The organism is Streptomyces axinellae (assembly GCF_039532135.1).
GTDB lineage: Bacteria > Actinomycetota > Actinomycetes > Streptomycetales > Streptomycetaceae > Streptomyces > Streptomyces axinellae.
Window position 1 is genome coordinate 234,620 of sequence record NZ_BAAARJ010000003.1, and the last position, 26,120, is coordinate 260,739.

General features: G+C 73.1%; 21 protein-coding genes. 8 read left to right on the forward strand and 13 right to left on the reverse strand.

The genetic code is table 11. From position 1 onward, the window contains the following. Nucleotides 1-17 precede the first annotated feature (17 nt). The 6 genes from mraY to rsmH are packed head-to-tail and all read right to left on the reverse strand — an operon-like array spanning nucleotide 18 to nucleotide 7,771. Entirely contained in the window at nucleotides 18-1,082 is a 1,065-nt protein-coding gene (gene mraY, locus ABD339_RS05575; protein WP_344562751.1) for a phospho-N-acetylmuramoyl-pentapeptide-transferase, read from the reverse strand. Continuing rightward, nucleotides 1,079-2,524 (reverse strand): UDP-N-acetylmuramoyl-tripeptide--D-alanyl-D-alanine ligase, encoded by a 1,446-nt coding sequence (locus ABD339_RS05580; RefSeq protein WP_344562753.1) that lies wholly within the window; start codon nucleotides 2,522-2,524, stop codon nucleotides 1,079-1,081. Before ABD339_RS05580 ends, mraY begins: the two co-directional genes overlap by 4 nt. Continuing rightward, nucleotides 2,521-4,362 (reverse strand): UDP-N-acetylmuramoyl-L-alanyl-D-glutamate--2,6-diaminopimelate ligase, encoded by a 1,842-nt coding sequence (locus tag ABD339_RS05585; RefSeq protein WP_425575892.1) that lies wholly within the window; start codon nucleotides 4,360-4,362, stop codon nucleotides 2,521-2,523. Before ABD339_RS05585 ends, ABD339_RS05580 begins: the two co-directional genes overlap by 4 nt. A 12-nt stretch (nucleotides 4,363-4,374) precedes the next feature. Then, nucleotides 4,375-6,435 carry a peptidoglycan D,D-transpeptidase FtsI family protein gene (locus tag ABD339_RS05590; protein ID WP_344562757.1) on the reverse strand — a complete coding sequence of 687 codons (2,061 nt, stop codon included), beginning with the start codon at nucleotides 6,433-6,435 and terminating at the stop codon, nucleotides 4,375-4,377. Beyond that, nucleotides 6,432-6,794, reverse strand: a complete 363-nt coding sequence (gene ftsL, locus ABD339_RS05595; RefSeq protein WP_344562758.1) for a cell division protein FtsL — start codon at nucleotides 6,792-6,794, stop codon at nucleotides 6,432-6,434. The genes ABD339_RS05590 and ftsL overlap by 4 nt, the downstream gene beginning before the upstream one ends. A 5-nt stretch (nucleotides 6,795-6,799) precedes the next feature. After that, nucleotides 6,800-7,771: a 16S rRNA (cytosine(1402)-N(4))-methyltransferase RsmH gene (gene rsmH, locus ABD339_RS05600; protein ID WP_344562760.1), complete on the reverse strand. Its 972-nt coding sequence runs from the start codon at nucleotides 7,769-7,771 to the stop codon at nucleotides 6,800-6,802. A gap of 409 nt (nucleotides 7,772-8,180) precedes the next feature. Here rsmH and ABD339_RS05605 point away from each other — a divergent pair, with 409 nt between their 5' ends. The 4 genes from ABD339_RS05605 to ABD339_RS05620 all read left to right on the forward strand — a co-directional run bounded on the left by ABD339_RS05605 (nucleotide 8,181) and on the right by ABD339_RS05620 (nucleotide 14,208). Next, nucleotides 8,181-8,750, forward strand: coding sequence for a beta-class carbonic anhydrase (locus tag ABD339_RS05605; protein WP_344562761.1), 570 nt, complete (start codon nucleotides 8,181-8,183; stop codon nucleotides 8,748-8,750). Nucleotides 8,751-9,005: 255 nt separating this feature from the next. Continuing rightward, entirely contained in the window at nucleotides 9,006-10,112 is a 1,107-nt protein-coding gene (locus tag ABD339_RS05610; protein ID WP_344562763.1) for an AAA family ATPase, read from the forward strand. Then, on the forward strand, nucleotides 10,112-11,671 hold the full coding sequence (locus tag ABD339_RS05615; protein ID WP_344562764.1) for a DUF58 domain-containing protein: 1,560 nt from the start codon (nucleotides 10,112-10,114) through the stop codon (nucleotides 11,669-11,671). The genes ABD339_RS05610 and ABD339_RS05615 overlap by 1 nt, the downstream gene beginning before the upstream one ends. A gap of 125 nt (nucleotides 11,672-11,796) precedes the next feature. Further along, nucleotides 11,797-14,208: a transglutaminase TgpA family protein gene (locus ABD339_RS05620; protein ID WP_344562765.1), complete on the forward strand. Its 2,412-nt coding sequence runs from the start codon at nucleotides 11,797-11,799 to the stop codon at nucleotides 14,206-14,208. Nucleotides 14,209-14,414: 206 nt separating this feature from the next. On the opposite strand, the gene ABD339_RS05625 is transcribed toward ABD339_RS05620, so the two are convergent. From ABD339_RS05625 to ABD339_RS05635, 3 genes are all read right to left on the reverse strand, one after another. Beyond that, entirely contained in the window at nucleotides 14,415-14,858 is a 444-nt protein-coding gene (locus ABD339_RS05625) for a DUF3040 domain-containing protein (RefSeq protein ID WP_344562766.1), read from the reverse strand. Nucleotides 14,859-15,118: 260 nt separating this feature from the next. Then, on the reverse strand, nucleotides 15,119-15,895 hold the full coding sequence (locus ABD339_RS05630; RefSeq protein WP_344562767.1) for a methyltransferase: 777 nt from the start codon (nucleotides 15,893-15,895) through the stop codon (nucleotides 15,119-15,121). Nucleotides 15,896-16,062: 167 nt separating this feature from the next. Continuing rightward, nucleotides 16,063-16,683 carry an SAV_6107 family HEPN domain-containing protein gene (locus ABD339_RS05635; RefSeq protein WP_344562769.1) on the reverse strand — a complete coding sequence of 207 codons (621 nt, stop codon included), beginning with the start codon at nucleotides 16,681-16,683 and terminating at the stop codon, nucleotides 16,063-16,065. 204 nt (nucleotides 16,684-16,887) lie between these two features. On the opposite strand from ABD339_RS05635, the gene ABD339_RS05640 reads away from it, so the two are divergent. The 4 genes from ABD339_RS05640 (at nucleotide 16,888) to ABD339_RS05655 (ending at nucleotide 22,449) form a co-directional block, all read left to right on the forward strand. Further along, a complete protein-coding gene (locus tag ABD339_RS05640; RefSeq protein WP_344562771.1) occupies nucleotides 16,888-17,736 on the forward strand; it encodes an ATP-binding cassette domain-containing protein in 849 nt (282 codons plus the stop codon). Beyond that, a complete protein-coding gene (locus tag ABD339_RS05645) occupies nucleotides 17,708-19,912 on the forward strand; it encodes a YhgE/Pip family protein (protein ID WP_344562773.1) in 2,205 nt (734 codons plus the stop codon). Before ABD339_RS05640 ends, ABD339_RS05645 begins: the two co-directional genes overlap by 29 nt. Before the next feature lie 33 nt (nucleotides 19,913-19,945). Next, entirely contained in the window at nucleotides 19,946-20,575 is a 630-nt protein-coding gene (locus tag ABD339_RS05650) for a TetR/AcrR family transcriptional regulator (protein WP_344562775.1), read from the forward strand. A 413-nt stretch (nucleotides 20,576-20,988) separates the two neighbouring features. Further along, nucleotides 20,989-22,449: a phytoene desaturase family protein gene (locus ABD339_RS05655; protein WP_344562777.1), complete on the forward strand. Its 1,461-nt coding sequence runs from the start codon at nucleotides 20,989-20,991 to the stop codon at nucleotides 22,447-22,449. Between the two features lie 79 nt (nucleotides 22,450-22,528). Here the strand turns inward: ABD339_RS05655 and ABD339_RS05660 are convergent, their stop codons facing one another. The 4 genes from ABD339_RS05660 to ABD339_RS05675 form a co-directional block, all read right to left on the reverse strand. Further along, nucleotides 22,529-23,704: a hypothetical protein gene (locus ABD339_RS05660; protein WP_344562779.1), complete on the reverse strand. Its 1,176-nt coding sequence runs from the start codon at nucleotides 23,702-23,704 to the stop codon at nucleotides 22,529-22,531. Between the two features lie 48 nt (nucleotides 23,705-23,752). Continuing rightward, nucleotides 23,753-24,670 carry a methylenetetrahydrofolate reductase [NAD(P)H] gene (gene metF / locus ABD339_RS05665; protein WP_344562781.1) on the reverse strand — a complete coding sequence of 306 codons (918 nt, stop codon included), beginning with the start codon at nucleotides 24,668-24,670 and terminating at the stop codon, nucleotides 23,753-23,755. A gap of 231 nt (nucleotides 24,671-24,901) precedes the next feature. Continuing rightward, nucleotides 24,902-25,597 (reverse strand): thiamine phosphate synthase, encoded by a 696-nt coding sequence (gene thiE, locus ABD339_RS05670; protein ID WP_344562783.1) that lies wholly within the window; start codon nucleotides 25,595-25,597, stop codon nucleotides 24,902-24,904. Nucleotides 25,598-25,745: 148 nt separating this feature from the next. Continuing rightward, nucleotides 25,746-26,120, reverse strand: a complete 375-nt coding sequence (locus ABD339_RS05675) for an Rv2175c family DNA-binding protein (RefSeq protein WP_344562785.1) — start codon at nucleotides 26,118-26,120, stop codon at nucleotides 25,746-25,748.

The window sequence follows — 26,120 nt, forward strand, 5'->3', positions numbered from 1 at the left end:
GGTGGCGTCCGCGGGGCTCAATTGCTCGCCGCCCAGCCCGCGTAGAAGATGCCGACGCCGACGATGGCGCACATGCCCTGGATGATCCAGAAGCGGACCACGACGAGGACTTCGGACCACCCCTTGAGTTCGAAGTGGTGCTGGAGCGGCGCCATCTTGAAGACGCGCTTCCCGGTGAGCCGGAAGGAGCCCACCTGGATGACGACGGACATGGTGATCAGGACGAAGAGGCCGCCGAGGACGGCCAGCAGCAGCTCGGTGCGCGAGCAGATCGCCAGGCCCGCGAGGGCGCCGCCCAGGGCGAGGGAGCCGGTGTCGCCCATGAAGATCTTGGCGGGCGAGGTGTTCCACCACAGGAAGCCGAAACAGGCGCCCATCAGGGCCGCGGCGACCACGGCCAGGTCGAGTGGATCTCGTACCTCATAGCATCCCGGGCCCGCGGTGGCGATGTGGGCGCAGGATTCCTGGTACTCCCACACGCAGATGAAGACGTACGCGCCGAAGACCATCACCGAGGCTCCGGTGGCCAGTCCGTCCAGGCCGTCCGTCAGGTTCACGCCGTTGGACATCGCCAGGATCATGAACAGCGCCCAGACCACGAAGATGACCGGGGGCAGTGCCCAGCCGAAGTCCTGGGTGAAGGAGAGCTTGGAGGAGGCAGGGGTCAGCTTGCGGGCGTCCTCGAAGCTGAGCGCGAGCACCGCGAAGGCGACGCCGACGATGAGCTGGCCCGACATCTTCGCCTTCGCGCGCAGGCCGAGGCTGCGCTGCTTGACGATCTTGATGTAGTCGTCCAGGAAGCCGACCAGGCCCATACCGGCGAACAGGAAGAGCACCAGCACACCGGAGAAGGAGGGCGGCTCACCGGTGACCAGCTTGGTGAGCGCATAGGCGATCAGGGTCGCCAGGATGAAGGCGATACCGCCCATGGTGGGGGTGCCGCGCTTGCTGTGGTGGTTCTGCGGGCCGTCGTCGCGGATGAACTGGCCGTAGCCCCTGGACGCCAGCAGCTTGATCAGCAGCGGGGTCCCGATCAGGGACAGGAACAGTCCGATGACCCCGGAGATAAGGATCTGCCTCATCGGGCGGCGCCCCCGTCGCCGGAGTTCGCGCTCTCGTCCAGGAGAGCGACCGCCACCTTCTCCAGCCCGACCAAACGGGAAGCCTTCACCAGTACGACATCCCCCGCGCGCAGTTCCCCGCGCAACAGGTCGACGGCCGCCTCAGCGTCGGACACGTGCACCGACTCCTCACCCCACGAACCCTCGTTCTTGGCGCCCATGTCGAGCCAGGCGGCCTCCCGGCCACCGACTGCCACGAGCTTGCTGACGTTGAGCCGGACGGCGAGCCGCCCGATCGCGTCGTGCTCGGCGAAAGCGTCGTCGCCCAGCTCGGCCATCTCGCCCAGCACCGCCCAGGTACGGCCCCCCCTGGCCTTCGCCGTCTCTCCCATCGAGGAGAGCGCGCGCAGTGCGGCCCGTACGGAGTCGGGATTGGCGTTGTAGGCGTCGTTGACGACCGTGACACCGTCGGCGCGCTCGGTGACCTCCATCCGCCAACGCGACAGGCTGCCGGCTGAGGAGAGCGCCTCGGCGATGTCCCCGGCGGGCATGCCGAGTTGGTGGGCGACGGCCGCCGCGGCGAGCGCGTTCGACACGTGGTGCTCACCGTACAGCCGCATGGTCACGTCACCGCACCCGGTGGGGGTGTGGAGGCGGAATGCGGGGGTACCGCGCTCCGAGAGCCGCACGTTTTCGGCTCGTACGTCCGCTTCGGGATCTTCGCCGAAGCGGAGGACGGTCGCGTCGGTGCGCGCGGCCATGGCGCGGACGAACGGGTCGTCGGCGTTCAGTACCGCGACCCCGCCGGACCCGTCGTCCCGCGCCGCGGGCAGGGTCTCCACCATCTCGCCCTTGGCCTTGGCGATCTGCTCCCGGCCGCCGAACTCTCCCAGGTGCGCGGTGCCCACGTTCAGCACCACGCCGATCCGGGGCGGGGTCAGCTCGGTGAGGTAGCGGATGTGACCGATGCCCCGGGCGCCCATCTCCAGCACGAGGTGCCGGGTGCTCTCGTCCGCGCGCAGCGCGGTCAGGGGCAGCCCGATCTCGTTGTTGAGGGAGCCCGGCGTGAAGACCGTCGGCCCCAGCCGCTCCAGGAGCTGCGCTGTCAGGTCCTTGGTGCTCGTCTTGCCGCTGGAGCCGGTCAGCGCGATGACCTGGGTACCGAGCGCGCGGACGGAGTGGCGGGCGAGGGCACCGAGGGCGCGGGTCACGTCGTCCACGACGATCGCGGGGACGCCGACGGGCCGGGTGGCGAGTACGGCGACCGCGCCGGCGGCGACGGCGGCCTCGGCGAAGTCGTGGCCATCGACGCGTTCACCGTCGAAGGCCGCGAAGAGCGCGCCGGGGCCCGCCTCCCGGGAGTCGATCACCACGGGTCCGGTGATCCGCGCTTCCGGGTCCGTTATGTCGTGTTGCCGTCCGCCGGTGATGGCGGCGATCTCTGCGAGGGAGAGAGGGATCATCGGTTCTGGTTGTCTGCCTGGTCTGGTGTCTCGGCTGTCCCGGCCTTCTCGGCCGCGGCGGAGGTGCGGTCGTGCGGTGCGGAGGGCACGGAGTGGGCGGTGGGGGCGGACGGTGCGGCGAAGGCCCCGTCCGCCGTGCGCTCCTGGATGGCCCTGCGCAGCACGTCCTTGTCGTCGAAGGGGCGGACCACGCCCGCGATGTTCTGGCCCTGCTCGTGGCCCTTGCCGAGCACCAGGAGGGAGTCGCCCGGCCGGGCGCGGGCCACGGCCGCGGCGATGGCGGCGGCCCTGTCCTCCTCGACCAGCACGGTGCCGCGCTCGTAGGCGGGGACCTCGGCGGCCCCGGCGAGCATGGTGGCGAGGATCGCGAGGGGGTCCTCGGAGCGGGGGTTGTCGGAGGTGAGGACCGCCGTGTCGGAGAGGCGGGCGAGGGCCGCGCCCATGGCCAGGCGCTTGTGCGGGTCACGGTCGCCGCCGCAGCCCAGCACCGCGTGGACCTGGCCCTCGGTGACCTTGCGGATGGCGTAGAGGACGGACTCGACGGCGTCGGGCTTGTGCGCGTAGTCCACGATCGCGAGATAGTCCTGGCCCGCGTCCACCCGCTCCAGGCGCCCGGGGACGCCGGGTACGGCGCCGATGCCCTCGGCGGCGGTGTACGGGTCGATCCCGGCGGCCACCAGCGCGGTCAGCGCGGCGAGCGCGTTGGCGACGTTGAACGGACCGGCCAGGGGCGCGCTCGCCGGCACGGTCTGCCCCTGGGGGCCGACGGCGGTGAACGTCGAGCCGAGCGGGCCGATCTCCACATCCTGCGCCCGCCAGTCGGCGTCGGGGTGGCCCTCGGCGGAGAAGGAGGTGGCCGGGCGGCCCTCCTCCGTCAGCTCGCCCAGCAGCCGGAAGCCGTACTCGTCGTCGAAGTTGACCACGGCGGCGCGGGAGCGTGCCGGGGTGAACAGCTGCCGCTTGGCCTGGAAGTAGTCCTCCATGTCCGGGTGGAAGTCGAGGTGTTCGGGGCTGAGGTTGTTGAACACCGCGATGTCGAAGACGCAGCCGTCCACCCGGCCGAGGACCAGCGCGTGGCTGGAGACCTCCATGGCGACCGAGCGGACGCCGCGCTCGCGCATCACCGCGAACAGCGCCTGGAGGTCGGTGGCTTCGGGGGTGGTGCGCTCGGACTTGATGCGCTCGTCACCGATCCGGGACTCGACGGTGCCGATCAGCCCGGTCAGCGCCTTGCCCGCGTTCGCGGCATCCTTCTCGGCCGCTTTCCGCAGCCCGCCGTCGATGAGGTAGGCGGTGGTCGTCTTGCCGGACGTGCCGGTGATGCCGATCTGGAGCAGATCGCGGCCCGGCTCCCCGTAGATCGCCACGGCGAGTTCGCCCATCCGGCCGCGCGGGTCGGGCACCGTCAGCACCGGAAGGCCGGTGGCGGCGGCGCGCTCGGTGCCGCCCGGGTCGGTGAGGACGGCGACGGCGCCCAGGCTCTGGGCCTGCGCCACGAAGTCCGCGCCGTGCAGCCGGGCTCCGGGCAGCGCCGCGTAGATGTCGCCGGGGCGTACCGCGCGGGAGTCGTGGGTGATGCCGGTGGCGGACGCCTCGGCGGCGGCGCCGCTCAGCACGGCGCCGGGGTCGTCGGCATCCAGCCGTCGGGCCAGCTCCGCGAGCGGGACGGGCGCGACCCGCGCGGGGCGGGGCGGCCCAGGGAAGGACTCGGGGGAGGTCTGATCAGCTTGTGGCACGGCGGTGAGCGTACCGGGCGGGGCGCCCGTGCCGCGAAGCGAGGGGCGCGGCCGGCCCTGGCCGGGCTGCGGGTTGCACTCGTTCTCAGTGATCGTTCTCACGTGGCGCACGGGTCAGCCGTTCCGCTTGTGTCCCGCGAGAACCGGGAGCCGTGCGGGGCCGGCCCCGGTCGGCGGGATCTGGAGGGTCTTGAGGGCGAACTTCATGACCTTCTTGTAGACGGGTCCGCACACGTCGCTGCCGAAGTAGCTGCCCTTCTTCGGGTTCTGCACCGCGCAGTAGACGGTGAGCCGGGGCTTGTCGGCGGGCGCGAACCCGGCGAAGGAGGAGGTGTAGCCGTGGTAGCGGCCGGTCTTCGGGTCCACCCGGTTGGCCGTACCCGTCTTGCCCGCGACGCGGTAGCCGGGGATCTTGGCGGTGGTGCCGGTGCCCTCCATGTCGTCCACGACCGACTCCAGCATGCGCGAGAGGGTCCTGGCGGTCCGCTCGCTCACCACCCGGCGCCGGTCGGGCTGCTTCGCCGCCTTGTAGCGGCCGTCGGGGCCGGTGGTGCCGCGCACGAGGCTGGGGGCGATCCGCTCGCCGCCGTTGGCGATGGTGGAGTAGATGGAGGCGGCCTGTACGGCGTTGAGGGACAGGCCCTGGCCGAAGGGGATCGTGTACTGCTGGGCGTCGTTCCACTTCCCGGGCTTCTCCAGCAGGCCGTCGGTCTCGCCGGGGAAGCCGAGCCCGGTGGGGCGGCCGATGCCGAAGTTGTGCAGATAGCTGTAGAGCACCTTGTTGGCCTCGCTCTGGGTGCGGCCGAGCTGCTCGGTGGCGAGGATGGTGCCGATGTTGCTGGACTTGGCCAGCACGCCGTTGAGCGTGAGGTGCCAGGTCTCGTGATCTACGTCGTCGGCGAAGGCGCGGTCGGCGCGCTTGAGCCGGTTCGGCACGGTCACGGCGGTGGTGGGGGTGGCCTTCTTCTCCTCCAGGACGGCGGCCATGGACATGAGCTTGCTGGTGGAGCCGGGCTCGTAGGCGTCCTGGAGGGCCGCGTTGCCGAAGGATTCCGTCTTCGCGCGGGAGATGTCGTTGGGGTCGTAGGCGGGCGCGTTCGCCATGCCCAGCAGCTGCCCGGTCCTGGTGTCCTGGACGATGAGGTAGCCGCTGTCGGCGTGGGACTTCTCGACCTGGTCGGCGATCGCCCGCTGGGCCGACCACTGGATGTCCCGGTCGAGGGTCAGCTCTATGTCGGAGCCCGGCCTGGCCGCCTGTTCGCGCACACCCGCCGTGGGGACCTGACGGCCCCCGGACTGGGCGTAGGTGATCTTGCCGTCCTCGCCCGCGAGGTCCTTGTCGAGCAGGGCCTCGACGCCGGCGCCGCCCTTGCCCTCGGAGTTGACGAAGCCGAGGACGGAGGAGGCCAGTTCCTTGTTGGGGTAGACGCGCTTGGCGTGCTTCTCCTGGTAGACACCGGCGAGCACGTTGGACGCCCCGCCCCCGGACGCGCCGGTGGCCTTTTCCGCCAGCCGGGCCTTGAGCTTCTTGATCTGACGCCAGGTCTTGGGGGTCTGCTGGCGGGCGAGCAGCACATAGCGGGTCTCGCGCCGGGAGAGTTTTTCGGCCACTTCGGAGCGCTTCTGCCCGATGAGCGGCGCGAGGATCTTCGCCGCCCGCTCCGGAGCGTCGTCGGTCTTGGTCTGCTTCGGGGTGAAGAGGTAGGGGTCGGCCGTGATGTCGTAGGCATCGACCGTGGTCGCCAGCGCCGATCCGTCGCGCGCCTCGATGGTGCCGCGCTCCGCTGCCAGCGGGACGGTCATATAGCGGTTGACGGCGGCCTTCTCGGCGTACGCGTCCGCGTCCACGGCTTGTACCTGGAGCAGCCGCACCGTGAAGGCCAGCATCACCAGCGTCAGCCCGACCGCGACCAGCCGCAGCCGGGGGCGCGGGCTGGCCAGCCGCAGCGCGGCACCGCCGCCCTGCGGGGGCCTGCCGCCACGGCCGCCGCCGCGGGAGGCGCGGGGCGCGCGCGCCGGCGCGGATCTGGCGGGGCGGGGCACCCGGCGCGGGTCGCGGGAGCGCCCGGCGGGCTGCCGTCCGCCCCGGGGGCTCTTGCCCGCGCTGTCGCCGGTGCTCTTCCCGGTGCTTTGACGGGCGGCGCCGCGGCCCGGGTCGCGGGGACGCTCACTCACGGGCCCACCTGCTCGCTGTCGGGCTTGCCGCGGACGGTGCCGTCGGGGTTGAGGAAGACGGGGTTGCCACCGGGCACCAGGCCCAGCCGGCGGGCACGTTTCTCCAGCTCGGCCGGGGACGAGTAGCCATCGACCTGCTGCTGGAGCTCCTGTTGCCGGTCCGTCAGCTCCTCGGTCCGCTTCTCCAGCCGGCTCAGCTTGAAGGACCCGTTGTTGAGCGAGGCGTTCAGCAGCAGCAGGGCCAGCAGGCCGGTGCCGAGCAGCAGGACCACCAGCAGGACGAAGGGGGTGCGCGCGGCGGTCGAGTTCCCGGCGGGAACCAGCCTGGCCAGGCGCGCGAGGCGCTGCTGTGCGGCCATACGGATCAGCTCGCCTCCCTGATGCGCTGGACCGCGCGCAGCCGGGCGGGCGCGGCCCGGCGGTTCTCGGCGACCTCCTCGTCGGAGGGCAGTTCGGCGCCGCGCGTCAGCAGCCGCAGCCGGGGCTGGTACTGCTCGGGGACGACGGGCAGTCCCGGGGGCGCCGAATTGGTGGAGCCGGTCGCGAACACCTGTTTGACCAGCCGGTCCTCCAGCGAGTGGTAGGAGAGGACGGCCATCCTGCCGCCGACGGCGATCGCCTCCAGCGCGGCGGGCAGCGCCCGCTCCAAGGCGGCCAGCTCGCCGTTGACCTCGATGCGCAGCGCCTGGAAGGTGCGCTTGGCGGGGTTGCCGCCGGTGCGCTTGGCGGCCTGCGGCAGCGCGTCGCGGATCAGCTCGACCAGCCGTGCGCTGTTGCTGAACGGCTCCTTGGCGCGCTCCTTGACGACCATCTCGACGATCCGCTTGGCCTGCTTCTCCTCGCCGTAGGCGCGCAGGATGCGCACCAGGTCACCGGGTGCGTAGGTGTTGAGGACCTCGGCCGCGCTCAGGCCCGTGGTCTGGTCCATGCGCATGTCCAGCGGGGCGTCCTGCGCGTAGGCGAAGCCCCGTTCGGCCTCGTCGAGCTGGAGGGAGGAGACGCCGAGGTCGAAGAGGACGCCTTGGACGCGGGGCACGGCCAGGCGCTCCAGCACCTCGGGGAGTTCGTCGTAGACCGCGTGGACGAGCGTGGCGCGGTCGCCGTAGGGGGCCAGGCGCTCCCCCGCCAGCTCCAGCGCGGCCGGGTCGCGGTCCAGGCCGATGAGCCGCGCCGCGGGAAAGGTGGACAGCAGGGCCTCACTGTGGCCGCCGAGGCCGAGGGTGCAGTCGACAACGGTGGCGCCGGGCTCGGCGAGGGCGGGTGCGAGCAGGTCCAGGGTGCGCCGGAGCATGACCGGGCTGTGGAGTTCGCCGATGGGCCGCTCGTTGGTGGTCATGTGCCCTCTCAGATCTGGCGGGCACTGGTGCACATGCTCCTTGGTCCCCGCCCGCTCGAAGGGGAGTGGCCCGCCGCCGCCGGGATGCGGCGCCGGGGGGCCGGGAGCGGGAGGAGGCCGAGCCGCACGTGCGCGCCCGCGCACGCGAGGGGAATCGGGGGTCCTCGGGGAGAGTTGCGCCTCCCACTTCGCGTCACTTTAGTCCACTCGTCCCCTCGGTCAACTACGGGAGGAGGCGCGTCACGGCACGCGTCACGGCGGGGGCCGGTATCCGGGTCACGAGGGGTGTGTCCGCCGGATGGGGGATGCCCGTGTAGTCCTTGTGGGTTACCTCACATCGGCTCGGTCTGACCGTTTTCACCGATCTCTGAACAGGCTCTCTACCTCGTGGGCGTCTACCGTCGTACACATGTCGATATCCGCACCTCAGCCGAAGCCCGCCCAGCCCGGGAACGGCTCCCGTCCGGACCAGGACGACTCCGCCACCGCCGTCATCGATCAGCTCGTCGCCGCGAACGAGCGCTACGCCGAGGAATTCACCGACCCGGGCATGGACGCCCGCCCTGTCCGGCACGTCGCCATCGTCGCGTGCATGGACGCGCGCTTGGACCTGCACGAGGCACTCGGCCTGGAGCTGGGTGACTGTCACACCATCCGCAACGCCGGAGGCGTCGTCACCGACGACATCATCCGCTCCCTCACCATCAGCCAGCGCGCCCTCGGCACCCGTTCGGTGGTGCTCATCCACCACACCGGCTGCGGGCTGCTCAACCTCACCGAGGAATTCCGGCACGAGCTGGAACTGGAGGTGGGCCAGCGGCCGTCCTGGGCCGTCGAGTCCTTCAAGGATCTGGACCAGGATGTGCGCCAGTCGATGGCGCGCGTACGCACCTCGCCCTTCCTCCCGCACCGGGACGATGTGCGCGGCTTCGTCTTCGATGTGACGACGGGTCTGCTGCGGGAAGTCGATCCGGCGTAGGGCAGGCGCTCCGCCGCTCCCTGCCGCTTCCCGTCCGCGCGGCGGGGAGCGGCGGAGCGGCGTAACGTCCCCGTGCGAGCGTCCTCGTGCCGTCAGGCCCGTGGGACGCGGGCCGGCAGGGCCGGGTGTGCCCCGGGGAGAGTGACGAACGGCCCTGTCGCCGTGAAGAATGCGCGGCAGCACACACAGCACAACTCGCGGAAGCGGAACAGCGACAGCGGGTACGTACAGCGGGGATGGGGCCGAGGAGGGCCGGTGACGACCTATGACGAGCGGGCGAACCTTAGCGAGCTGAGCACCACAGCGGGTGAGGTACGCCGCTCCATCGAGTCGGTGATCGAGGGGAAACCCGAGGCTGTCCGGCTCTCGCTCACCGTCCTTCTGGCGGAGGGCCATCTGCTGATCGAGGACGTGCCCGGCGTCGGCAAGACCATGCTCGCCAAGGCGCTGGCCCGCTCCATCGACTGCTCGGTGCGGCGCATCCAGTTCACTCCCGACCTGCTGCCCTCCGACATCACCGGGGTCAGCGTCTACGACCAGCAGCGCAAGGACTTCGAGTTCAAGCCCGGCGCCGTCTTCGCGCAGATCGTGATCGGCGACGAGATCAACCGCGCCTCGCCCAAGACGCAGTCGGCGCTGCTGGAATCCATGGAGGAGCGGCAGGTCTCCATCGACGGGCAGACCCACGAGCTGCCCGGCCCCTTCATGGTCGTCGCCACCCAGAATCCGGTGGAGATGGAGGGCACCTACCCGCTGCCCGAGGCGCAGCGGGACCGCTTCATGGCGCGGATCTCCATCGGATACCCCAGCCCGGCCGCCGAGCTGGAAATGCTCGGCGTCCACGGCGGCGCCTCCCCGCTGGAGGACCTCCAGCCGGTGGCGCACGCCCACGACATCGTCAAGCTGATCGACACGGTGCGCGGGGTGCATGTCTCCGACGCCGTACGCCGGTACGCCGTCGAACTGGTCACCGCCACCCGCTCCCACCCCGACCTGCGGCTGGGCGCCTCGCCGCGCGCGACGCTGCATCTGCTGCGCGCCTCGAAGGCTTCGGCGGCACTGGTCGGCCGGGAGTTCGCGCTGCCGGACGATGTGCAGGCGCTGGCCGTGCCGGTGCTGGCGCACCGTCTGCTGCCCACCGCGCAGGCCCAGTTGAACCGCCGGACCGCCGAGCAGGTCGTCGCGGAGATCGTGCAGCGCGTGCCGGTGCCGGCCATGGGCCCGCCCCCGGCGGCGCCGGGCAGGCCGGGTGTGCCGGGCGGCTCGTACGCACAGCCGCACCAGCCGGGCCGGCCGTCCCCTCAGCCCGGGCAGCCGGGGCAGCCGGGGCAGCCGCAGACCGGACAGCCCCGGGGCTACTGATGGCCTTCGGACCGGCTCCCGGCGCACCGCCCGCACCGGACGCGGGCCAGGGCGGCGGCCCGGCCGCCGGGGCCGGCCACCACCCCGCCCCCACCGCTCCCCCCGCCCCCTCCAGGCCCCCCGGCCACAACGGCCCGGCCGCGGATGCCGGAACGGAGAGCCGAGGCTCGCTGCGCACCGCGTTCGGCGGGCTGACCACGCGCGGCAGGTCCTTCCTGGCCGCCGGGCTGGCCGCCACGCTCTGCGCCTACGCGCTGGGCCAGCAGGAACTGCTGCGGGTCGGCATGCTGCTGGCGGTCCTGCCGCTGGTGTGCGTCCTGGTGCTGCACCGCACCCGCCACCGGGTCGCGGGCTCCCGGCGGCTGTCGCCCTCGCGGGTTCCGGCCCGCTCGGAGGCCCGCGTACACCTGCGGGTGGACAACGTCTCGCGGCTGCCCACCGGGCTGCTCATGCTCCAGGACCGCGTGCCCTACGTGCTGGGGCCCCGCCCCCGCTTCGTGCTGGACAGGATCGAGCCCGGGGGTCGCCGCGAGGTCTCCTACCGGGTGCGCTCGGACCTGCGCGGGCTCTACCCGCTCGGGCCGCTCCAGCTCCGGCTGACGGACCCGTTCGGGATGTGCGAGCTGACGCGCTCCTTCAGCACGTTCGACACGCTCACCGTCGTACCGCCCGTCGAGCCGCTGCCGCCCACCCGGCTGTCGGGCGAGACCAGCGGCTACGGGGAGGGCCGGCAGCGGTCGCTGGCGCTGGCCGGTGACGACGATGTGATCCCGCGCGGTTACCGGCACGGCGACGATCTGCGCCGCGTCCACTGGCGTTCGACCGCGCGCTACGGCGAGCTGATGGTGCGCCGCGAGGAGCAGCCCCAACAGGCCCGCTGCACCGTCTTGTTGGACACCCGCCAGGCCGGATACACCGGCTCCGGGCCCGACTCCCCGTTCGAGTGGGCGGTCGCCGGGGCCGCCTCGGTCTGTCTGCACCTGCTGGAGCGCGGCTATTCCGTACGGCTGGTGACCGACACCGGCGCCATGGTGCCGGGCGCCGAGAACGGCGGCTTCGTCGCCGACTCCTCCGACATGGCCGGACTGCTCCTCGACACGCTCGCCGTCGTCGGACACTCCGCCGAACCCCACCTCGCCGGCGCCTTCCACGCGCTGCGCGGCGGCACGGCGGGCACCGAGGGGCTGCTGGTGGCGTTCCTCGGCACGCTCGATGAGGAACAGGCGCTCACGGTGGGCCGTATGCGGCAGCGCTCACACCGCGCCGTGGCCTTCCACGCCGTCCCGGCACCCGCCGCCCCGGTGCACGCTCCCTTCCCGGCGGCCCCGGCGGCCGAGAGCCAGGGCATGGCAACGTCCGCCGGACAGCCGGGAGAGCACGGGCAACCGGGGCAGCACGGGTATCCGGGGGAGCCGGTGCCTCCGGAGCCGCCGGAGCAGGAGGCCGCGCTGCGCAGCCTGCGCGAGGCCGGATGGACCGCGCTGCCGGGCGGCCCCGGCGTGCCGCTCGCCACGCTGTGGCGCGCGGCGGACGACACCTTGCGGGGCGGGGAGCGATGAACGGAAGCGGCGGCGTCACGACGAGCGGCAGCGGCGACGGCAGCAGCCGCAGCGGAAACGGCGAACGATGAGCGGCAGCGGCGGCAGCAGAGGCGGGGCGCGATGAGCGGCGGGGACGGGGAGCGATGAGCGGACGAGGACGGCTCGCCTTCTGCGCGGCGCTGGCGACGGTCGCCGCGGCCTGCGCGCTGCTGCCGCTGGTGAACCCGGCCACCTGGCTGCTCCAGGCCGCCCTCCTGGTGGGGGCGCAGTCCGGGGTGGGCGCCGCCGCACGCCGCGTACCGCTCCCCCGGCCAGTGACGGTACTGCTCCAGTTCCTCGCCTCGCTGCTGCTGCTCACCGCCGTCTTCGCCCGGGACGTCGCGCCGGCGGCCTTCCTCCCGACGCCGGAGGTCTTCCAGCACTTCGGGACGCTGCTGGCGCAGGGCGCCCAGGATGTGAGCCGGTTCGCCATACCGGCGCCGGTCACCGACGGGATCCGGCTGTTGCTGGTCGGCGGAGTGCTGGTCATCGGGCTGCTGGTCGATGTGCTCGCGGTCACCTTCCGCAGCGCGGCACCGGCCGGGCTGCCGCTGCTGGCCCTGTACTCGGTCGCCGCCGGGCTCTCCCAGGGCGGCGCCCGCTGGCTGTGGTTCCTGTGCGCCGCGGGCGGCTATCTGCTGCTCCTGCTGGCGGAGGGGCGCGAGCGGCTGTCCCAGTGGGGGCGCGTATTCGCCGACCGGTCCCGCCCCGGCTCCGCCCCGCACCAGCCCGGCGCGGTCGGCGGCACCGCCATCGCCCCCGTGCGCACGGGGCGGCGCATCGGCGCGCTGGCGCTGGGGATCTCCCTGGTGGTGCCCGCTGCGCTGCCCTCCCTCAGCGGCGGCCTGCTGGATGCGGCGGGCGGCAACGGGGGGCGCCGGGCCGAGGGCGGGGGCACGGTCTCGGCCGTCAACCCGCTCGTGGCGCTCCAGGACAGCCTCAACCAGCCGGAGAACCGCACGGCCCTCACCTACGAGACGAACGTCGAGGACACCCAAGAGCTGTACATGCGCATCGTCGCGCTGGACAAGTTCGACGGCTCCGCGTGGAAGCCCTCCGAGCGGCGCATCGTGGCGCCCCCCGATCCGATGCCCACCCCGGCGGGGCTGGCACCCGGCGTGCGGACGACGAAGATCCGCAGCGCCATCCAGGCGAGCGACTGGTACTCGCAGGACTGGCTGCCCATGCCCTACCCCGCCGACAAGGTGCGCATCAAAGGAAAGTGGCGCTTCGAGCCGGAGGGCCGCACCCTGGTCGGCTACCAGGGCCAGACCACGCGCGGCGCCCGCTACGACGTGGACAGCCTGCTCGTCCGGCCCACCGCCGACCAGCTCCGCAACGCCCCCGCGCCCCCGCCCGGCCTCAAGCGGGAGTACACCAAGGTCCCCGCCTCGCTGCCGGACGTGGTGAACGCGACAGCCCGCAAGGTCACCAGCGGCGCCGAGAACGACTACGAGCGCGCCGTACTGCTCCAGGACTGGTTCGCGGAAAAGGGCGGCTTCACCTACGACACCCAGGTACAGGCGGGCAGCGGCACGGCCGCGATCGCAAAGTTCCTGGAGACGAAGGAGGGGTTTTGCATCCACTTCTCCTTCGCCATGGCCTCGATGGCCCGCACCCTGGGCATCCCGGCGCGCGTCGCGGTCGGCTTCACCCCCGGGACCGCGCGCGGCGACGGCACGATGGAAGTCGGGCTCCAGGACGCGCACGCCTGGCCCGAGCTGTACTTCGAAGGCGTGGGCTGGACCCGTTTCGAGCCCACCCCCACGCGGGGCACCACCCCCTCGTACGCCCAGCCCGACTCCCCCGACACCGACGAGAACCCCGCCGAGCGCCTCCCCGACCGGGGCCGGACAGCCTCCCCCACCCCGAGCACCTCCCCCTCGGCCACCTGCTCCGCCGAGGACAAGCGCGCCGACCCCGACTGCGGCGCCCCGGCCCCGGGCGCCGGCTCCGGAAAGGGCGGCGACGGGCCACCCGTGGGAACGATCGCGGCCATCGCGGCGGCGGCACTGGTGGTGCTGGGGGTGCCCCTGCTGCCGCTGCTGCTGCGGGTACGCACACGGTCCCGCCGACTGCGCCCCCGCGCCCCTGACAGCCCCGACGGCTCCGAAGCGGCGGTGACCGGCGTACTGGACGCCTGGCACGAGCTGATCGACACCGGCTGGGACTACGGCGTCGTCCCCGAACCCTCCGCGACCCCGCGCACGGCCGCCGAACGGCTGGCCCGCATCGGCCGGCTGAGCCCCGAGGCGGCCGAGGCGGCGCGGGGGCTCGCCCTCGCGGTCGAGCAGGTGCTGTACGCGGCGGAGCCGCGGGTTTCACCGGGCGCCGACCTCGCCGACGCGGTCCGCCGCGTACGGAGCGGGCTGCGGGAGGCCGCACCACGGGGGATCCGCCTGCGCGCGCTCGTGCTGCCGCCGTCCACGGCCCGGTACCTGGGGGTGGCGTCCCGCCGGCTCGGTGCGGTGCGGGCCCGGTGGCCCGGCGTCCGCAAACCCCGCCTCGCGAAGTAGCCCCTCGCTGTCACCTTCCCGCTGCGGCGGCGGGAAGGTGAGACGGCGCTGAGACCGGGCGGTGCCGAGCACCGTCCCGGCGGAGAAGGGGGCGGCGGGGCGCAGGGAATGTGGCGGGAGAGGAAAAGGGCCGCACATGGGTGTGGCCCCCGGTGGGGGCCACGTGGTGGAGAGAGGGATCAGCGCGCGAGGTACGTACGTACGGGTCAGTGCTGGCCCTCATCGCGGCGGCGCTGCCACCGCTCCTCGATGCGGTTCATCATCGACCGGCGTCCCCTGGACTGCTGCCGTCCACCGGACTGCCTCCTGGCACCGCCCGAGGCACCGGTCCCGGCACCGCCCTGGGCCGCCTGGCCCTCGCCCTGCTGCTCGCCCGCTTTCGGGGCCTTCCGCCAGCCGGTCACCGCGAGCACAGCGCATCCGAGCATCACGAGGAAGCCGACGACGCTGACCCAGATCTGCTTGGCGACCATTCCGGCCATGAGGAGCGCGATACCCACCAGAAAGCCCGCGACCGCTTGATAGACCCGCCTGCGGGTGTACCGTCGCAGCTCACTTCCTTCGAGCGCTGTCGCGAACTTGGGATCTTCGGCGTACAGCGCTCGCTCCATCTGCTCGAGCATGCGCTGCTCGTGCTCAGAGAGCGGCACGGAGTCCTCCTACTCGTCGGTCGCGGGGGCGACCGGATGCGACTCTTCAAGGATAGGCAGGGAATCGCCCCCGTGAAACCCGCCCTCTACGCCAATTCCTCCTACCAAGCCCGACATGCCGGGCGGTGGCGCCGAGCGACGTGTTCCGTACATTCCCTCGCCACCTTTCCGCCATGCCGGACGGTGTCCCTCGATCATACGGCGCGTAGCTGATGATCGGGCGGGCCGAGAGCAGCCGGAACTGCCCCGGGGAGTGGCGGTCAGGCCGTCCGGCCCCCGGCGGCCGGGGGCCGGACCTCGGCTAGGACATGGAGCTGACCGGCGACGGACTGGAAGTCGGGCAGCTCGGCGGCGGCGGCCTCCAGCCTGGTGAGGGCCTCCTGGGCGTCCGTCCCGGTGTCCACGAGGGCGCCGGGAACGAGGTCGGCGAAGATCCGTACGCCGTGGACGGAGACGACCTCCAGGCCGGTGGCGATGACCAGGGCCGTGAGCTGTTCAGGGGTGAAGCGGCGGGGCATCGGATCGCCTTCGCCCCACCGGCCGTCGGCCGAGGTGAGGGCCTGGCGGGCCTCGGTGAAGTGCCCGGCAAGCGCCCGCGCGAGCACGGCTCCACCGAGCCCGGAGGCCAGGACGCTGAGCGTGCCGCCGTCGGGGCGCAGGGCCGCGACTGCGTTGCGCAGACCGTCGGCCGGGTCGTCGACGTACTCCAGGACGCCGTGGCACAAGACGGCGTCGAAGGCGCCGCGCTCGGCGACGTCGAAGAGGCCGTGGGCGTCACCCTGCACGCCGCGCACCCGGTCGGCCACGCCGGCCTCGGCCGCGCGCCGCTCCAGCGCGAACAGCGCGTTGGGGCTGGGATCGACGACGGTGACGCGGTGACCGAGGCGGGCCACGGGCACGGCGAAGTTGCCGGTGCCGCCGCCGGTGTCGAGGACGTCCAGCTCGGCGCGGTCCGACAGCTTGACGCGCCGATCGAGGGCACCTCGCAGGACGTCCCAGACCACGGCTGTACGGAGGGTTGCGCTGGGGCGGGACATGCGGCTGCTCCTCGGCTCTGTGACGGGCACTCCCACCCTATTGCCTCGGGCCCCGCCCGGGCCGCCCGGTGGGCGCGGGCCACCCGCGCCACACGCCCCGCCCGGGCTCCCGCGCACGCACGCTCGGACGGACCGGGCGCGGTCCGGACGGGGCCCGGGCCGCGCGCTCATCCCGCGCGGCGCCCCGGGGGCGGGTGCCGGGTGTGCTGCTCGTCGCCGGGGGCGACGCGGGGCCGTGGGAGTGCGGGCTGGGTGATGAGCATGCGCTCGGCCAAGCGCAGGAACATCCCCGCGTCCCGGACGAGGTCGTCGGCAGCGCGCCAGTCGGCGGCCCCTTTGATGCCCGCTTCCGCGCGGGCCCTGCGCTGGGCCCCGGAGGCGAACAGCGCGCTCCATTCGGCCAGTTCGGGCGCGACCTCGGGCAGCACGTCCCAGGCGCTGCGGATGCCGGGGCGACGAGGGCGGCGGGGGCCACGGGGAGGAGTGCCGCGCCCGCGGGCGGGTGCCGTCCCCGCTGCCCCCGCCGCCCCCGGCCCGGCGCGGACGGCGAGGACGGCGGCGGCGGTGCGCAGGGCCGCGAGGTGGGCGGTGGCGTAGCGCTCGTTGGCGGTCTCCATGGCCTGTGCCTCGTCCAGACCGTGCTGGGCCTGGGCGAGGAGGTCGAGGGCCGCGGGCGGCGCGGTGGCTCTGCGGAGCACGGGGTGGATGTCGTGCACCTGGTCGGTACGGCTGGCGGACGGCTGGGTCGGCTGCGGGGGCGCCGGGTGCGCTCCCCGAGAAGGTCGCATCACGTGAATCAACCTCCCGTCGGCGGTTGCCGGTTCAGAAGAACCGGCTGTACGCGCACATCGTGATGCATGCCACTGACAATCGGCTCTGACCTGCACAAACCCCGCGCCGGCGGGCACCCGGCGGGGGCCGCTTGACCCGGGTGGCGCGGCGTGCTGCATACTTTGGACTGACCGGTCAGTCCAAAGAGAGAGGGAGGGGACGTGCCACAGGCGTGGGGAGCCGCCGTCTCGGCGGAGAACTTCGGACTTCAGGGGCCGCGCGGACCCGTGTTCGGCGGCATCACCTTCGCCGCCGAACCCGGCTCGCTCATCGCGCTGGCGGGGCCCTCCGGCTCCGGGCGCACCTGCCTGCTGCTCTCGCTCACCGGCCGGATGAAGGCGAGCGAGGGCCGGGCGAAGGTCGCCGGACACCCGCTGCCCAAGCGTCTGTCGGCCGTACGCCGCATCAGCGCCCTGGGCCCCGTCCCCGGCGTCAACGACCTGGATCCCGCGCTGACCGTCACCGAGCAGCTGCGCGAACGCGTCCTGCTCCAGCGCCGGTTCGGCAGCCCGGTACGCACCTTGCTGCGCCCGCGCGCCGAACGCGCCGCCGCGAGCCGGGCCCGCCTGGAGGCCGCGCTGGAGGCGGCGGGCCTCGACCTGGACACCCTGCCCAGAGGCGGGCGCACGCCGGTACGGGAGCTGGAGCGCCCGGCCGCGCTGCGGCTCTCGCTGGCGCTCGCGCTGCTGGGCGAGCCGCGCCTGCTGGCCGTGGACGACCTGGACCTGAAGCTGTCGGACGAGGAGAGCGCCGCGGCCTGGAGACGGCTGCGCGCACTCGCGGACGCCGGGACGACCGTGCTGGCGGTGTGCAGCGAGCCGCCGCCCGAGGACCTGGGCGCCGTGCTGGTCCGTACGCACGCCACCAGGAGCGACGAGGGCGACGGCAACACCGACAGCGGCCAGGAGCACGAGGACCGGTCCGCCCGAGACGGGGACGGGGACGGCCGGGACGACGCGAACGGAAAGGGAGGGGCGGCCGATGCGCTCGCCGAGGCTAGCCGCGCTTGAGCTGAAGCGGTTCGGCAGGGGGCGGCTGCCGCGCGCGGCGATGGCCGCGATGCTGCTGCTGCCGCTGCTGTACGGGGCGCTGTACCTGTGGTCCTTCTGGGACCCCTACGACCGCCTCGACAAGATCCCGGTCGCGCTGGTGAACGACGACCAGGGCGCCACCGTCAAGGGCGAGAAGGTGGCCGCCGGGGACTCCATCGTGCGGGGGCTGCACGACAGCGACTCCTTCGACTGGCACGAGACGAGCGCCGCCGACGCGCGCGAGGGCGTCGAGGACGGGCGCTACTACCTGTCGCTGACCGTGCCCGGCGACTTCAGCGAGCGGGTCTCCTCCAGCTCCGGCGACTCCCCCGAGACGGGCGCGCTGAAGGTGCGGGCCAACGACGCCAACAACTACATCGTCGGGCAGATATCCCGCAGCGTCTTCTCCGAGGTGCGGGCCGCCGCCTCCAGCAAGGTCTCGCGGGGCTTCTACGACAACATCTACCTCAACTTCTCGACACTGCACGGCAAAACGGCCGAGGCCGCCAAGGGCGCCGACGACTTGGGCGACGGCATCGGCAAGGCCGAGAAGGGCGCGGGCAAGCTGAAGAGCGGCCTCGGCGACGCGGAGGAGGGCAGCGGCAGCCTCAAGACCGGCACCGCACAGCTCTACAAGGGCGCCGGCTCCCTCAAGAAGGGCTCGGGGAAGGTCGCCAAGGGCACCCAGAAGCTGGCCGACAAGGTCAACGGCGCCGCCGACGACGTCCGGCCCTTCCTCAGGGAGCACAGCGGCGAGATCGGCAAGGCCGCACGCGGTGTCGCCCGCACGAGCAAGACCCTCAAGGAGAACCTGAACAAGCTGCCCGGCGCCGCCCAGCGGGCGCAGACCGACTCCCGGGAGGCGGCCAACGCCCTCTCGACGGTGTACGAGGCACGCTGCGGCAAGGGCGCCCCGTCGGGCGGCAAGGGCACACCGTCCCCGGCAGGCCCGTCCGGCACCTCGCCCCAGGGCGCCGCTCCCTCGGCCTCGCCCGGAGCACCGTCGGCCACGTCCGGGACGCCGTCCGCCGAGCCCGGCGCCGACGGCTCCTGTACGGAGCTGAAGAAGGCGGCCGACGCGGCCGAGCGGTCCGCCGCGGTGGCCAAGGACGTGAACGGCTTCGTCAAGAACGGCAAGAACCTCGACGAGTTGGGCGGCCACCTCGACGACCTCGACAAGAAGGCGACCCTCCTCGCGAAGCGCGCCCCGCACCTCCAGCAGGACATGGACCAGGCGGTGCGCCAGATCAACACCCTCAACACGGGCGCCCACCAGGTCGCCAAGGGCGCGGGCACCCTCCACACCGGGCTGGGCACCGCCAAGGGCGGGGCCGCCGAACTCGACACCGGCCTGGGCGAGCTCACCGACGGCGCCGGCTCGCTGAAGGGCGGCATGGTCAAGCTCGCCGACGGCTCCGGCAAGCTGGCCGGCGGACTGCACGACGGGGCCGCACAGATCCCCGACTACGGCAAGAAGGAGCGCTCCGACCGCACCGGGGTGATGGCCGACCCGGTGGGCCTCCACTCCGGAAAGGCCCACACCGCGCCCAACTACGGCACCGGATTCGCCCCGTACTTCATTCCGCTCTCGCTCTGGGTCGGCGCGATGATCGCGTACATGCTGCTCCAGCCGCTCAACAGGCGGGCGCTGGCGGCCGGTGCGCCCTCCTGGCGGATCGCGCTGGCGGGCTGGCTTCCGGTGGCCGCGATCGGGGTCGCCCAGGTGGCCGCGCTGATGAGCGTGCTGCACTGGGGGCTGGGCCTGGAGATGGCGCGCGGCGCGGGCACGGTGGGCTTCCTGCTGCTGGTCACGGCGTGCTTCACCAGCATCGTGCAGTTCCTCAACGCCCGCTTCGGGCCCGCCGGGCGGATCCTCGTACTGGCCATGCTGATGCTCCAGCTGACCTCGGCCGGCGGCACGTACCCGATCCAGACCAGCCCCGGGTTCTTCAACGCACTGCACCCGTTCCTGCCGATGAGCTACGTCGTCGAAGGGCTGCGGCACCTGATCACCGGAGGGGAACTGTGGCCGGTGTGGCGGGCGTGCGCGGTGCTGGCCGCGTTCACGGTGGGCGCCCTGGCCCTGACGGCGGTCACCGCGCGCCGCAAGCAGGTGTGGACGCTGGACCGGCTGCGCCCGGAGATCTCGCTGTGAACCCCGGCCCCGCCGCGAGGGGAGAATGAGCGCATGACGAGTGCCCGTACCCCTTCACGCAGCCGCGGCGCCACCCGGGACAAGCTGTTCCAGGCGGCCGTCACCCTCATCGCCGAGCAAGGGTTCTCCTCCACCACGGTGGAGGAGATCGCCGAGCGCGCGGGGGTCGCGAAGGGCACGGTGTACTACAACTTCACCAGCAAGACCGAGCTGTTCGAGGAGCTGCTGCGGCACGGCGTCGAACTGCTCACCGCCGACCTGCGCGATGCCGCCGGCCAGGTTGCCGGGGGCGGCGGCACCCGGGTGGACGCGCTGGATGCCATGATCCGCGCCGGGCTGCGGTTCATCGATCACTACCCGGCCTTCACCCAGCTGTACGTCGCCGAGCTGTGGCGCACCAACCGCGCCTGGAACGACACGCTGATGGTGGTGCGCAAGCAGGCCGTGGCCGTGGTGGAGGACGTGCTGCGCGCGGGCGTGGCCGAGGGCGAGCTGAGCGAGGACATCGATATCCAGCTCACAGCGGCGGCGCTGGTGGGGATGGTGCTGGTGGCGGCCCTGGACTGGAAGGCGTTCCAGCCCGAACGCTCGCTGGAGGACGTGCACGGCGCGCTGTCCTTGCTGCTCCAGGGGCGGGTAGGGGGGCGGGGCCGGTCCCGGTGACCCACGGCGGGCGCGCGGCGGCGTGGGGTTCCCCGCGCGTCCGGCCGCGAAGCGGCCAGGTCTTCCAGGACCGGCTGACCGGTTCCCCCTGATCCCCCTGTTTCCCCCGGTGGTGCCGTGGACCCCGGACGCAACGCCCGGGCCCCCGGCTCCACTTCCCCCGTTCCCCCTCTTCCCCCTCTTCCGGAAAGGCCGTCCGCACCGCTCCGCAGCCCCGTGCCGGCGGTATCGGCGCCACGCCCCTTCCGTGCCGAGAACTCTGCCGTCCGCCCAGGTCGGAGCCCATCCGCGCGGCTACTCATCCGGGGGCCTGAGTAGCTGTACCTAGCGGTAGGTTCCCGTACGGAGCACCATCACGCCCACCGCCCGGCCGGTGCCCATGGGCCGGGCGCCGGTCGCTAGAGTCGCTGTTCATGGCACGTATCGCGGTGATCGGCGCGGGAATGGGCGCGATGGCGGCGGCGGCCCGGCTGGCTGTGGCCGGGCACGAGGTCGTCGTCCACGAGCGCACGGACACATACGGCGGCGCCCTGCGGCGCTACGAGCGCGAGGGCTTCGCCTTCGACACCGGGCCGGGGCTGCTGCGGCTGCCCGCCGTCCACCGGGACCTGTTCGTCAAGACCGGCCGCGAACGGCTGGAGGACCTCGTGGAGTTGACGGAGGTCCCGGTCACCGCGCACCACATCTTCCCCGGCGGGGAATTCCCCGCCGGCGCGTTCCCCGGCGGCGGCTGCGTGACACTGCCGAACGCCTCGCGCGGCAAGGTCATCGACGCGCTCGACGAGGCGCTCGGCGCGGGCGCGGGCGAGCGGTGGGCCCAGGTGCTGACCCGGGGGCGGGAGGCGTGGGAGGCCGTACGCCGGCCGCTGCTGGAGGAGCCGCTGCGCGAGGAGCCCGGCTCGCGCGGGGCTCTCTCGCGTGCCGGTGCCTACCCGGCGGTGCGCAAGAAGGGCCTGCTGCGGCGCCGTCCGCCGACGCTCGCCGAGGTGGCGGCCGACGAGCTGCGCGACCCTCGGCTGGCGGCCGTGCTGGGCGCCTGCTCCTGGGCGTACGGGCTCGACCCGGCCGAGGCCCCGGCGGAGGCCGCCGTGCTGGCCTACATCGAGGACGCCTTCGGCACCTGGTACGTGCGCGGCGGCATGCGCGCGCTGGCCGACGCGCTGTACGAGCGGTGCCTGCGGCGCCGGGTCGCCTTCCGCTTCGGCAGCGGCGTGGCCGGGGTGCGCGAGAAGGACGGCCGGGCGGCCGGTCTGGAACTGGAGGACGGTGAGCTCGTCGAGGCGGACGCGGTGGTCGCGGGCGGCGGGCCGGTGGCCCGCCAGGACGCGGCGGCGGCGAGCACTCCGGGGGCGGCCCGGCTCACCGTGCTGCTGGCCCTGCGCGGCGAGCGCCCCGAAGGCACCCCGCACCGCACCGTCGTGCACAGCCCGCAGGGCCTCGGCCGGCCGCTGACCGTGCTGCGGCCCGACGATCCCGCACTGCGGCCGGCGGGCGGGTACGAGTCGGCGGTGCTGTCGCTTCCGGTGCCGGTGGGCTCGGTGCGCTCCGAGGAGGAGGCCGGGCGGCTGGCCGGACAGCTGCTGGCCCTGACCGACGAGGCCGGGCTCGGTCTCGTCGGGCGGCTGCTGTGGCACGAGGTGCGCACGCCCGCCGACAACGAGGCGGAGACCGGCGCGCCCGGCGGGCTCGTCCCCCCGCCCGCGCTGCCCGGCGCCGGGGGCGCGTTCCTGCGCCCCGCCAACCGGACGGCTCTGGAGGGCCTTTACGCGGTGGGCGGCTGGTCACATCCCGGCGGCGGGCTGCCTGCCGCGGGGATGACCGGCGCCATGGCCGCCGGGCTCTTCCAGGACCCGGACTGGCGCGGCTCCAGCTGAGATCTGAGGTCGCGGCGCCCTCGCCCCGCGGAGGCCCGGGAGGTGCTGACGGGACGTCCCGTCAGCCCCTCCCGGGCCGTCAGTACGTACCGTGGCGGTCGTTGTAGTAGCCCTGCGGGTACTGCTGGTACGTCTCGTCCGGGTAGCCGTAGGAGCCGGGCGGCTGCTGGTCGGCGTCGGGCGGCGGCGCGTCGGTGTCGCGCTGCTGGGGGACCCACACGCCGCCGGGCGGGGTGTCGGGGAGGTCGGTGTAGTACGGGGGCTGCGGGGCGAGTTGGTCCTGCCCCGGGTATCCGTAGCCGCCGTAGCCCTCGCCGGGGCCGGCGGAGTTATCGCCGCCGCCGTAACCGCTGTTGGGGTCGCCGCCGCTGTTGTAGTCGCCGCCGTCGTAGCCGGCGCTGCCGAGGCCGCCGGTTCCGAGGCCGCTGTCGGCGTAGTCGCCGCTGCCGTAGTCGCCGTATCCGTAGTCGTAGGACGGCTGTTGCTGCTGCGCCCCGGCGGGCGGCGGCGCGGGCTCGCCCTGGTGGTCGTAGCCGAGGTAGGGGTCGGCGTACGGTGCGTACTGCTGGGTCTCGGCCTGGGCGTACTGCTGCGCGGCCTCGGCCGCGTAGGGAGTCGGGCCCTGGGAGGAGTCCTGGTAGGCGGACGGGTCCTGGTAGGAGGACGAGTCCTGCTGCGGGTCCTGGTACGGGGCCTGGGTCTCGGCGGAGTCGGCGTAGGCGTACGCCTGGGTCTCCTCGACGGCGGACATGCCGTAGACCTGGGTCTCCTCGACGGCGGACATGCCGTAGACCTGGGTCTCCTCGACGGCGGAGGCGCCATAGCCCTGGGGCTCGGGGGTGTACTGGCCCTCCGCCTGGTATCCGGCGCTGCCGTGGTCGTCGGACGGGTCGGGGACCGGGGCGGCGCCGGGGTCGTGGGCCTGGAGGTCGGAGACCTCCAGGGAAGGGTCGGCCTTCGGGGCTGCCCCGGACGGGCGCCGCCGCCGGCTGGAGCCCGGCCGTCCGCCGAGCGCCCAGCCGGTGGAGAACCCGCGCCGGTAGGAGAGCGTCACATAGGTCTGGCCCGTGGCGAAGGCGGCGATACCGATGCCGATCACGATCACCGAGGGGATCACCGCGCCCACCACGACGCCCAGGAAGCCGACGAAGGCCAGCAGCCGGTAGCGGAGCCGGGCCTTGTACTGGAGCAGCACTTCGCCCAGCAGCCATAGCGCAACAATGCCGAACGCGATATAGAGGACCGTCCAGCCCATCTACGCCCCTCTTCCCGCTGCTCGCCGCCTTCGGGCCGGCAGTGTGGCTCAGTGCCTCTCGCGGAGGCCCAGGTTCTGGTGGATTTCCAGCGTCGCCGTGGAGTGGTTGAGCGTAATGAAGTGGAGCCCGGGGACGCCCTCGGCCATCAGCCTCGCACACAACTCCGTGGCGTATTCAATCCCGACCGAGCGTACCGCCGCGGGATCGTCCTGGACCGCCTGGAGTCGCGCTGCCATCTCCCGCGGCAGGGTCGCGTTGCTGAGCTGCGCGAACCGCTCGATCTGCCGCACGTTGGTGACGGGCATGATCTCCGGGATGATGGGCGTTTGGCAACCGGCGGCCACCGCCCTGTCCCGCAGCCGCAGATAGTCCTCGGCCTGGAAGAACATCTGGGTGATCGCGTAATCCGCGCCGGCCTTGCACTTGTTCACGAAGTGCCGGATGTCCGATTCCCAGTCCACCGAGCGGGGGTGCATCTCGGGGAAGGCGGCGACCCCGACGCAGAAGTCCCCCGACTCCTTGACCAGCTCGACGAGTTCGGAGGCGTAGCTGATCCCCTCCGGGTGCTTGACCCACTCCCCCAGCGGGTCGCCGGGCGGATCGCCGCGGATGGCGAGAACGTTGCGGATCCCCGCGTCGGCGTACTGCCCGATGACGTTGCGCAGCTCGGCCCGCGAGTGGTTCACGGCGGTGAGGTGCGCCACGGGAGTCAGCGTGGTCTCGGTGGCGATGCGCTCGGTGTTGCGTACGGTGCCCTCACGAGAGGAGCCGCCCGCGCCATAGGTCACCGACACGAATGTCGGCGAGACCGCTTCGATCCGGCGCAGCGCGTCCCACAGGGTCCGCTCTCCCTTTTCGGTCTTCGGCGCGAAGAACTCGAAGGAGAAGGACTGCTCTCCGCTCGCGAGCAGCTCGCGCACGGTCGGCGGACGGTCTGTCCTGGGAGCTGAGATACCGATGGCCATATCTGAAGGCTAGCGGCCTGGCCTGCAAGGTGGCTCAACACAGGGATATTAAGGGCGGATCTGTCCGTTTCCTGGATGGCCGATGTCCACCCCGTGGACAGCGCGGCCACGCCGTGTTACGGGAGAGCCTTCCCGGGTCCCCTGCGCGCCTTTTCCGGGCCGTTTCAGCTTCGTCCGGGCCGTCCCGGACTTCACCGGATCCCCTCCGGACGTGCCCCGGGCCCGCCCGTCCTACCCGGTCTCCCCCGCCGCCTCGCGCAACCGCTTCGCCAGCCCGGCCGCCGCGGCGCCCGGGTCGTCGGCCCCGGTGAGGGCGCGGACCACGACCACCCTGCGGGCGCCCGCGTCCAGCACCTCGTCCAGATTGCCCGCGTCGATCCCGCCGATCGCGAACCAGGGGCGGGCGGACGGATCACCCTGGGTGCGTGACGCGGTGTGACGGACCAGATCCAGCCCCGGTGCGGGGCGGCCCGGCTTGGTGGGCGTCGGCCAGCACGGGCCGGTGCAGAAGTAGTCGACGCCGGGCTCGCGCAGCGCCGCGTCCGCCTCGGCCGCCGCGTGCGTGGAGCGGCCGACGAGCACGTCCGCGCCCAGCAGGGCGCGGGCCGCGGGCACGGGCAGGTCGCCCTGGCCCAGGTGCAGGACATCGGAGGCGGCGGCGTGTGCCACATCGGCGCGGTCGTTGACCGCCAGGAGCGCGCCGTGTCTGCGGCACGCCTCGGCGAGGACGGCGAGGTGCTCCAGTTCCTCGGCCGCCTCCATGCCCTTGTCCCGCAGCTGGACGATGTCCACACCGCCGGCCAGTACGGCGTCGAGGAACTCGGGCAGGTCGCCCTGCTCCTTGCGTGCGTCGGTGCACAGGTACAGCCGCGCGGCGGCGAGCCGCTCACGGGCGGTGCCGGGCGGACCGGACGTGCCGCTGGACATGATGTGTGCTCCCCCAGGCGGGGGTGCGTGGGCCGCGCGGCCCACGCACCCGGTGGATGTGCGGTGTGGTGGTGCTTGTGCTGCTGCTCGTGTGCGGGGGCGGCGGGGCCCGACGGCCCCGCCGCCCGGCGGGCCGGGGCGCGGGCGCTCAGACGGCGAGGGCCTGGGCCCGGCGCTTCACTTCCGTGCCCCGGTTCTCCCGCAGGGCCATGACGGGCGAGCCCGGCAGGGTCTCGTCCTCGGTGAACAGCCACTCCAGCATCTCTTCGTCGCTGAACCCGTCGTCCTTCAGGAGCGTGATGGTGCCGGCCAGGCCCTTCACGATCCTGCCCTCACCGATGAAGGCGGCAGGCACCTGGAGCACCCTGTTCCCCGAGTCGGCTGTGCGCCGCACCGCGAGGAGCTGGCCTTCCTTCACGAGCTGCCGGACTCGGGTCACTTCCACGCCGAGCTTCTCGGCCGCGTCGGGAAGCGTGAGCCAGGCGGGGACGAGAGCATCGATCTTTGCGTCAATCTCGGTCAC

Excerpts from the sequence above, each read along its gene's own strand:
- ABD339_RS05635 (WP_344562769.1), bottom strand. The coding sequence starts at position 16,683 with ATGCGACCTTCTCGGGGAGCGCACCCGGCGCCCCCGCAGCCGACCCAG.
- ABD339_RS05655 (WP_344562777.1), top strand. The coding sequence starts at position 20,989 with ATGGCACGTATCGCGGTGATCGGCGCGGGAATGGGCGCGATGGCGGCG.
- ABD339_RS05615 (WP_344562764.1), top strand. The coding sequence starts at position 10,112 with ATGGCCTTCGGACCGGCTCCCGGCGCACCGCCCGCACCGGACGCGGGC.
- ABD339_RS05650 (WP_344562775.1), top strand. The coding sequence starts at position 19,946 with ATGACGAGTGCCCGTACCCCTTCACGCAGCCGCGGCGCCACCCGGGAC.
- thiE (WP_344562783.1), bottom strand. The coding sequence starts at position 25,597 with ATGTCCAGCGGCACGTCCGGTCCGCCCGGCACCGCCCGTGAGCGGCTC.
- ABD339_RS05660 (WP_344562779.1), bottom strand. The coding sequence starts at position 23,704 with ATGGGCTGGACGGTCCTCTATATCGCGTTCGGCATTGTTGCGCTATGG.
- metF (WP_344562781.1), bottom strand. The coding sequence starts at position 24,670 with ATGGCCATCGGTATCTCAGCTCCCAGGACAGACCGTCCGCCGACCGTG.
- mraY (WP_344562751.1), bottom strand. The coding sequence starts at position 1,082 with ATGAGGCAGATCCTTATCTCCGGGGTCATCGGACTGTTCCTGTCCCTG.
- ABD339_RS05645 (WP_344562773.1), top strand. The coding sequence starts at position 17,708 with ATGCGCTCGCCGAGGCTAGCCGCGCTTGAGCTGAAGCGGTTCGGCAGG.
- rsmH (WP_344562760.1), bottom strand. The coding sequence starts at position 7,771 with ATGACCACCAACGAGCGGCCCATCGGCGAACTCCACAGCCCGGTCATG.
- ftsL (WP_344562758.1), bottom strand. The coding sequence starts at position 6,794 with ATGGCCGCACAGCAGCGCCTCGCGCGCCTGGCCAGGCTGGTTCCCGCC.
- ABD339_RS05630 (WP_344562767.1), bottom strand. The coding sequence starts at position 15,895 with ATGTCCCGCCCCAGCGCAACCCTCCGTACAGCCGTGGTCTGGGACGTC.
- ABD339_RS05620 (WP_344562765.1), top strand. The coding sequence starts at position 11,797 with ATGAGCGGACGAGGACGGCTCGCCTTCTGCGCGGCGCTGGCGACGGTC.
- ABD339_RS05580 (WP_344562753.1), bottom strand. The coding sequence starts at position 2,524 with ATGATCCCTCTCTCCCTCGCAGAGATCGCCGCCATCACCGGCGGACGG.
- ABD339_RS05605 (WP_344562761.1), top strand. The coding sequence starts at position 8,181 with ATGTCGATATCCGCACCTCAGCCGAAGCCCGCCCAGCCCGGGAACGGC.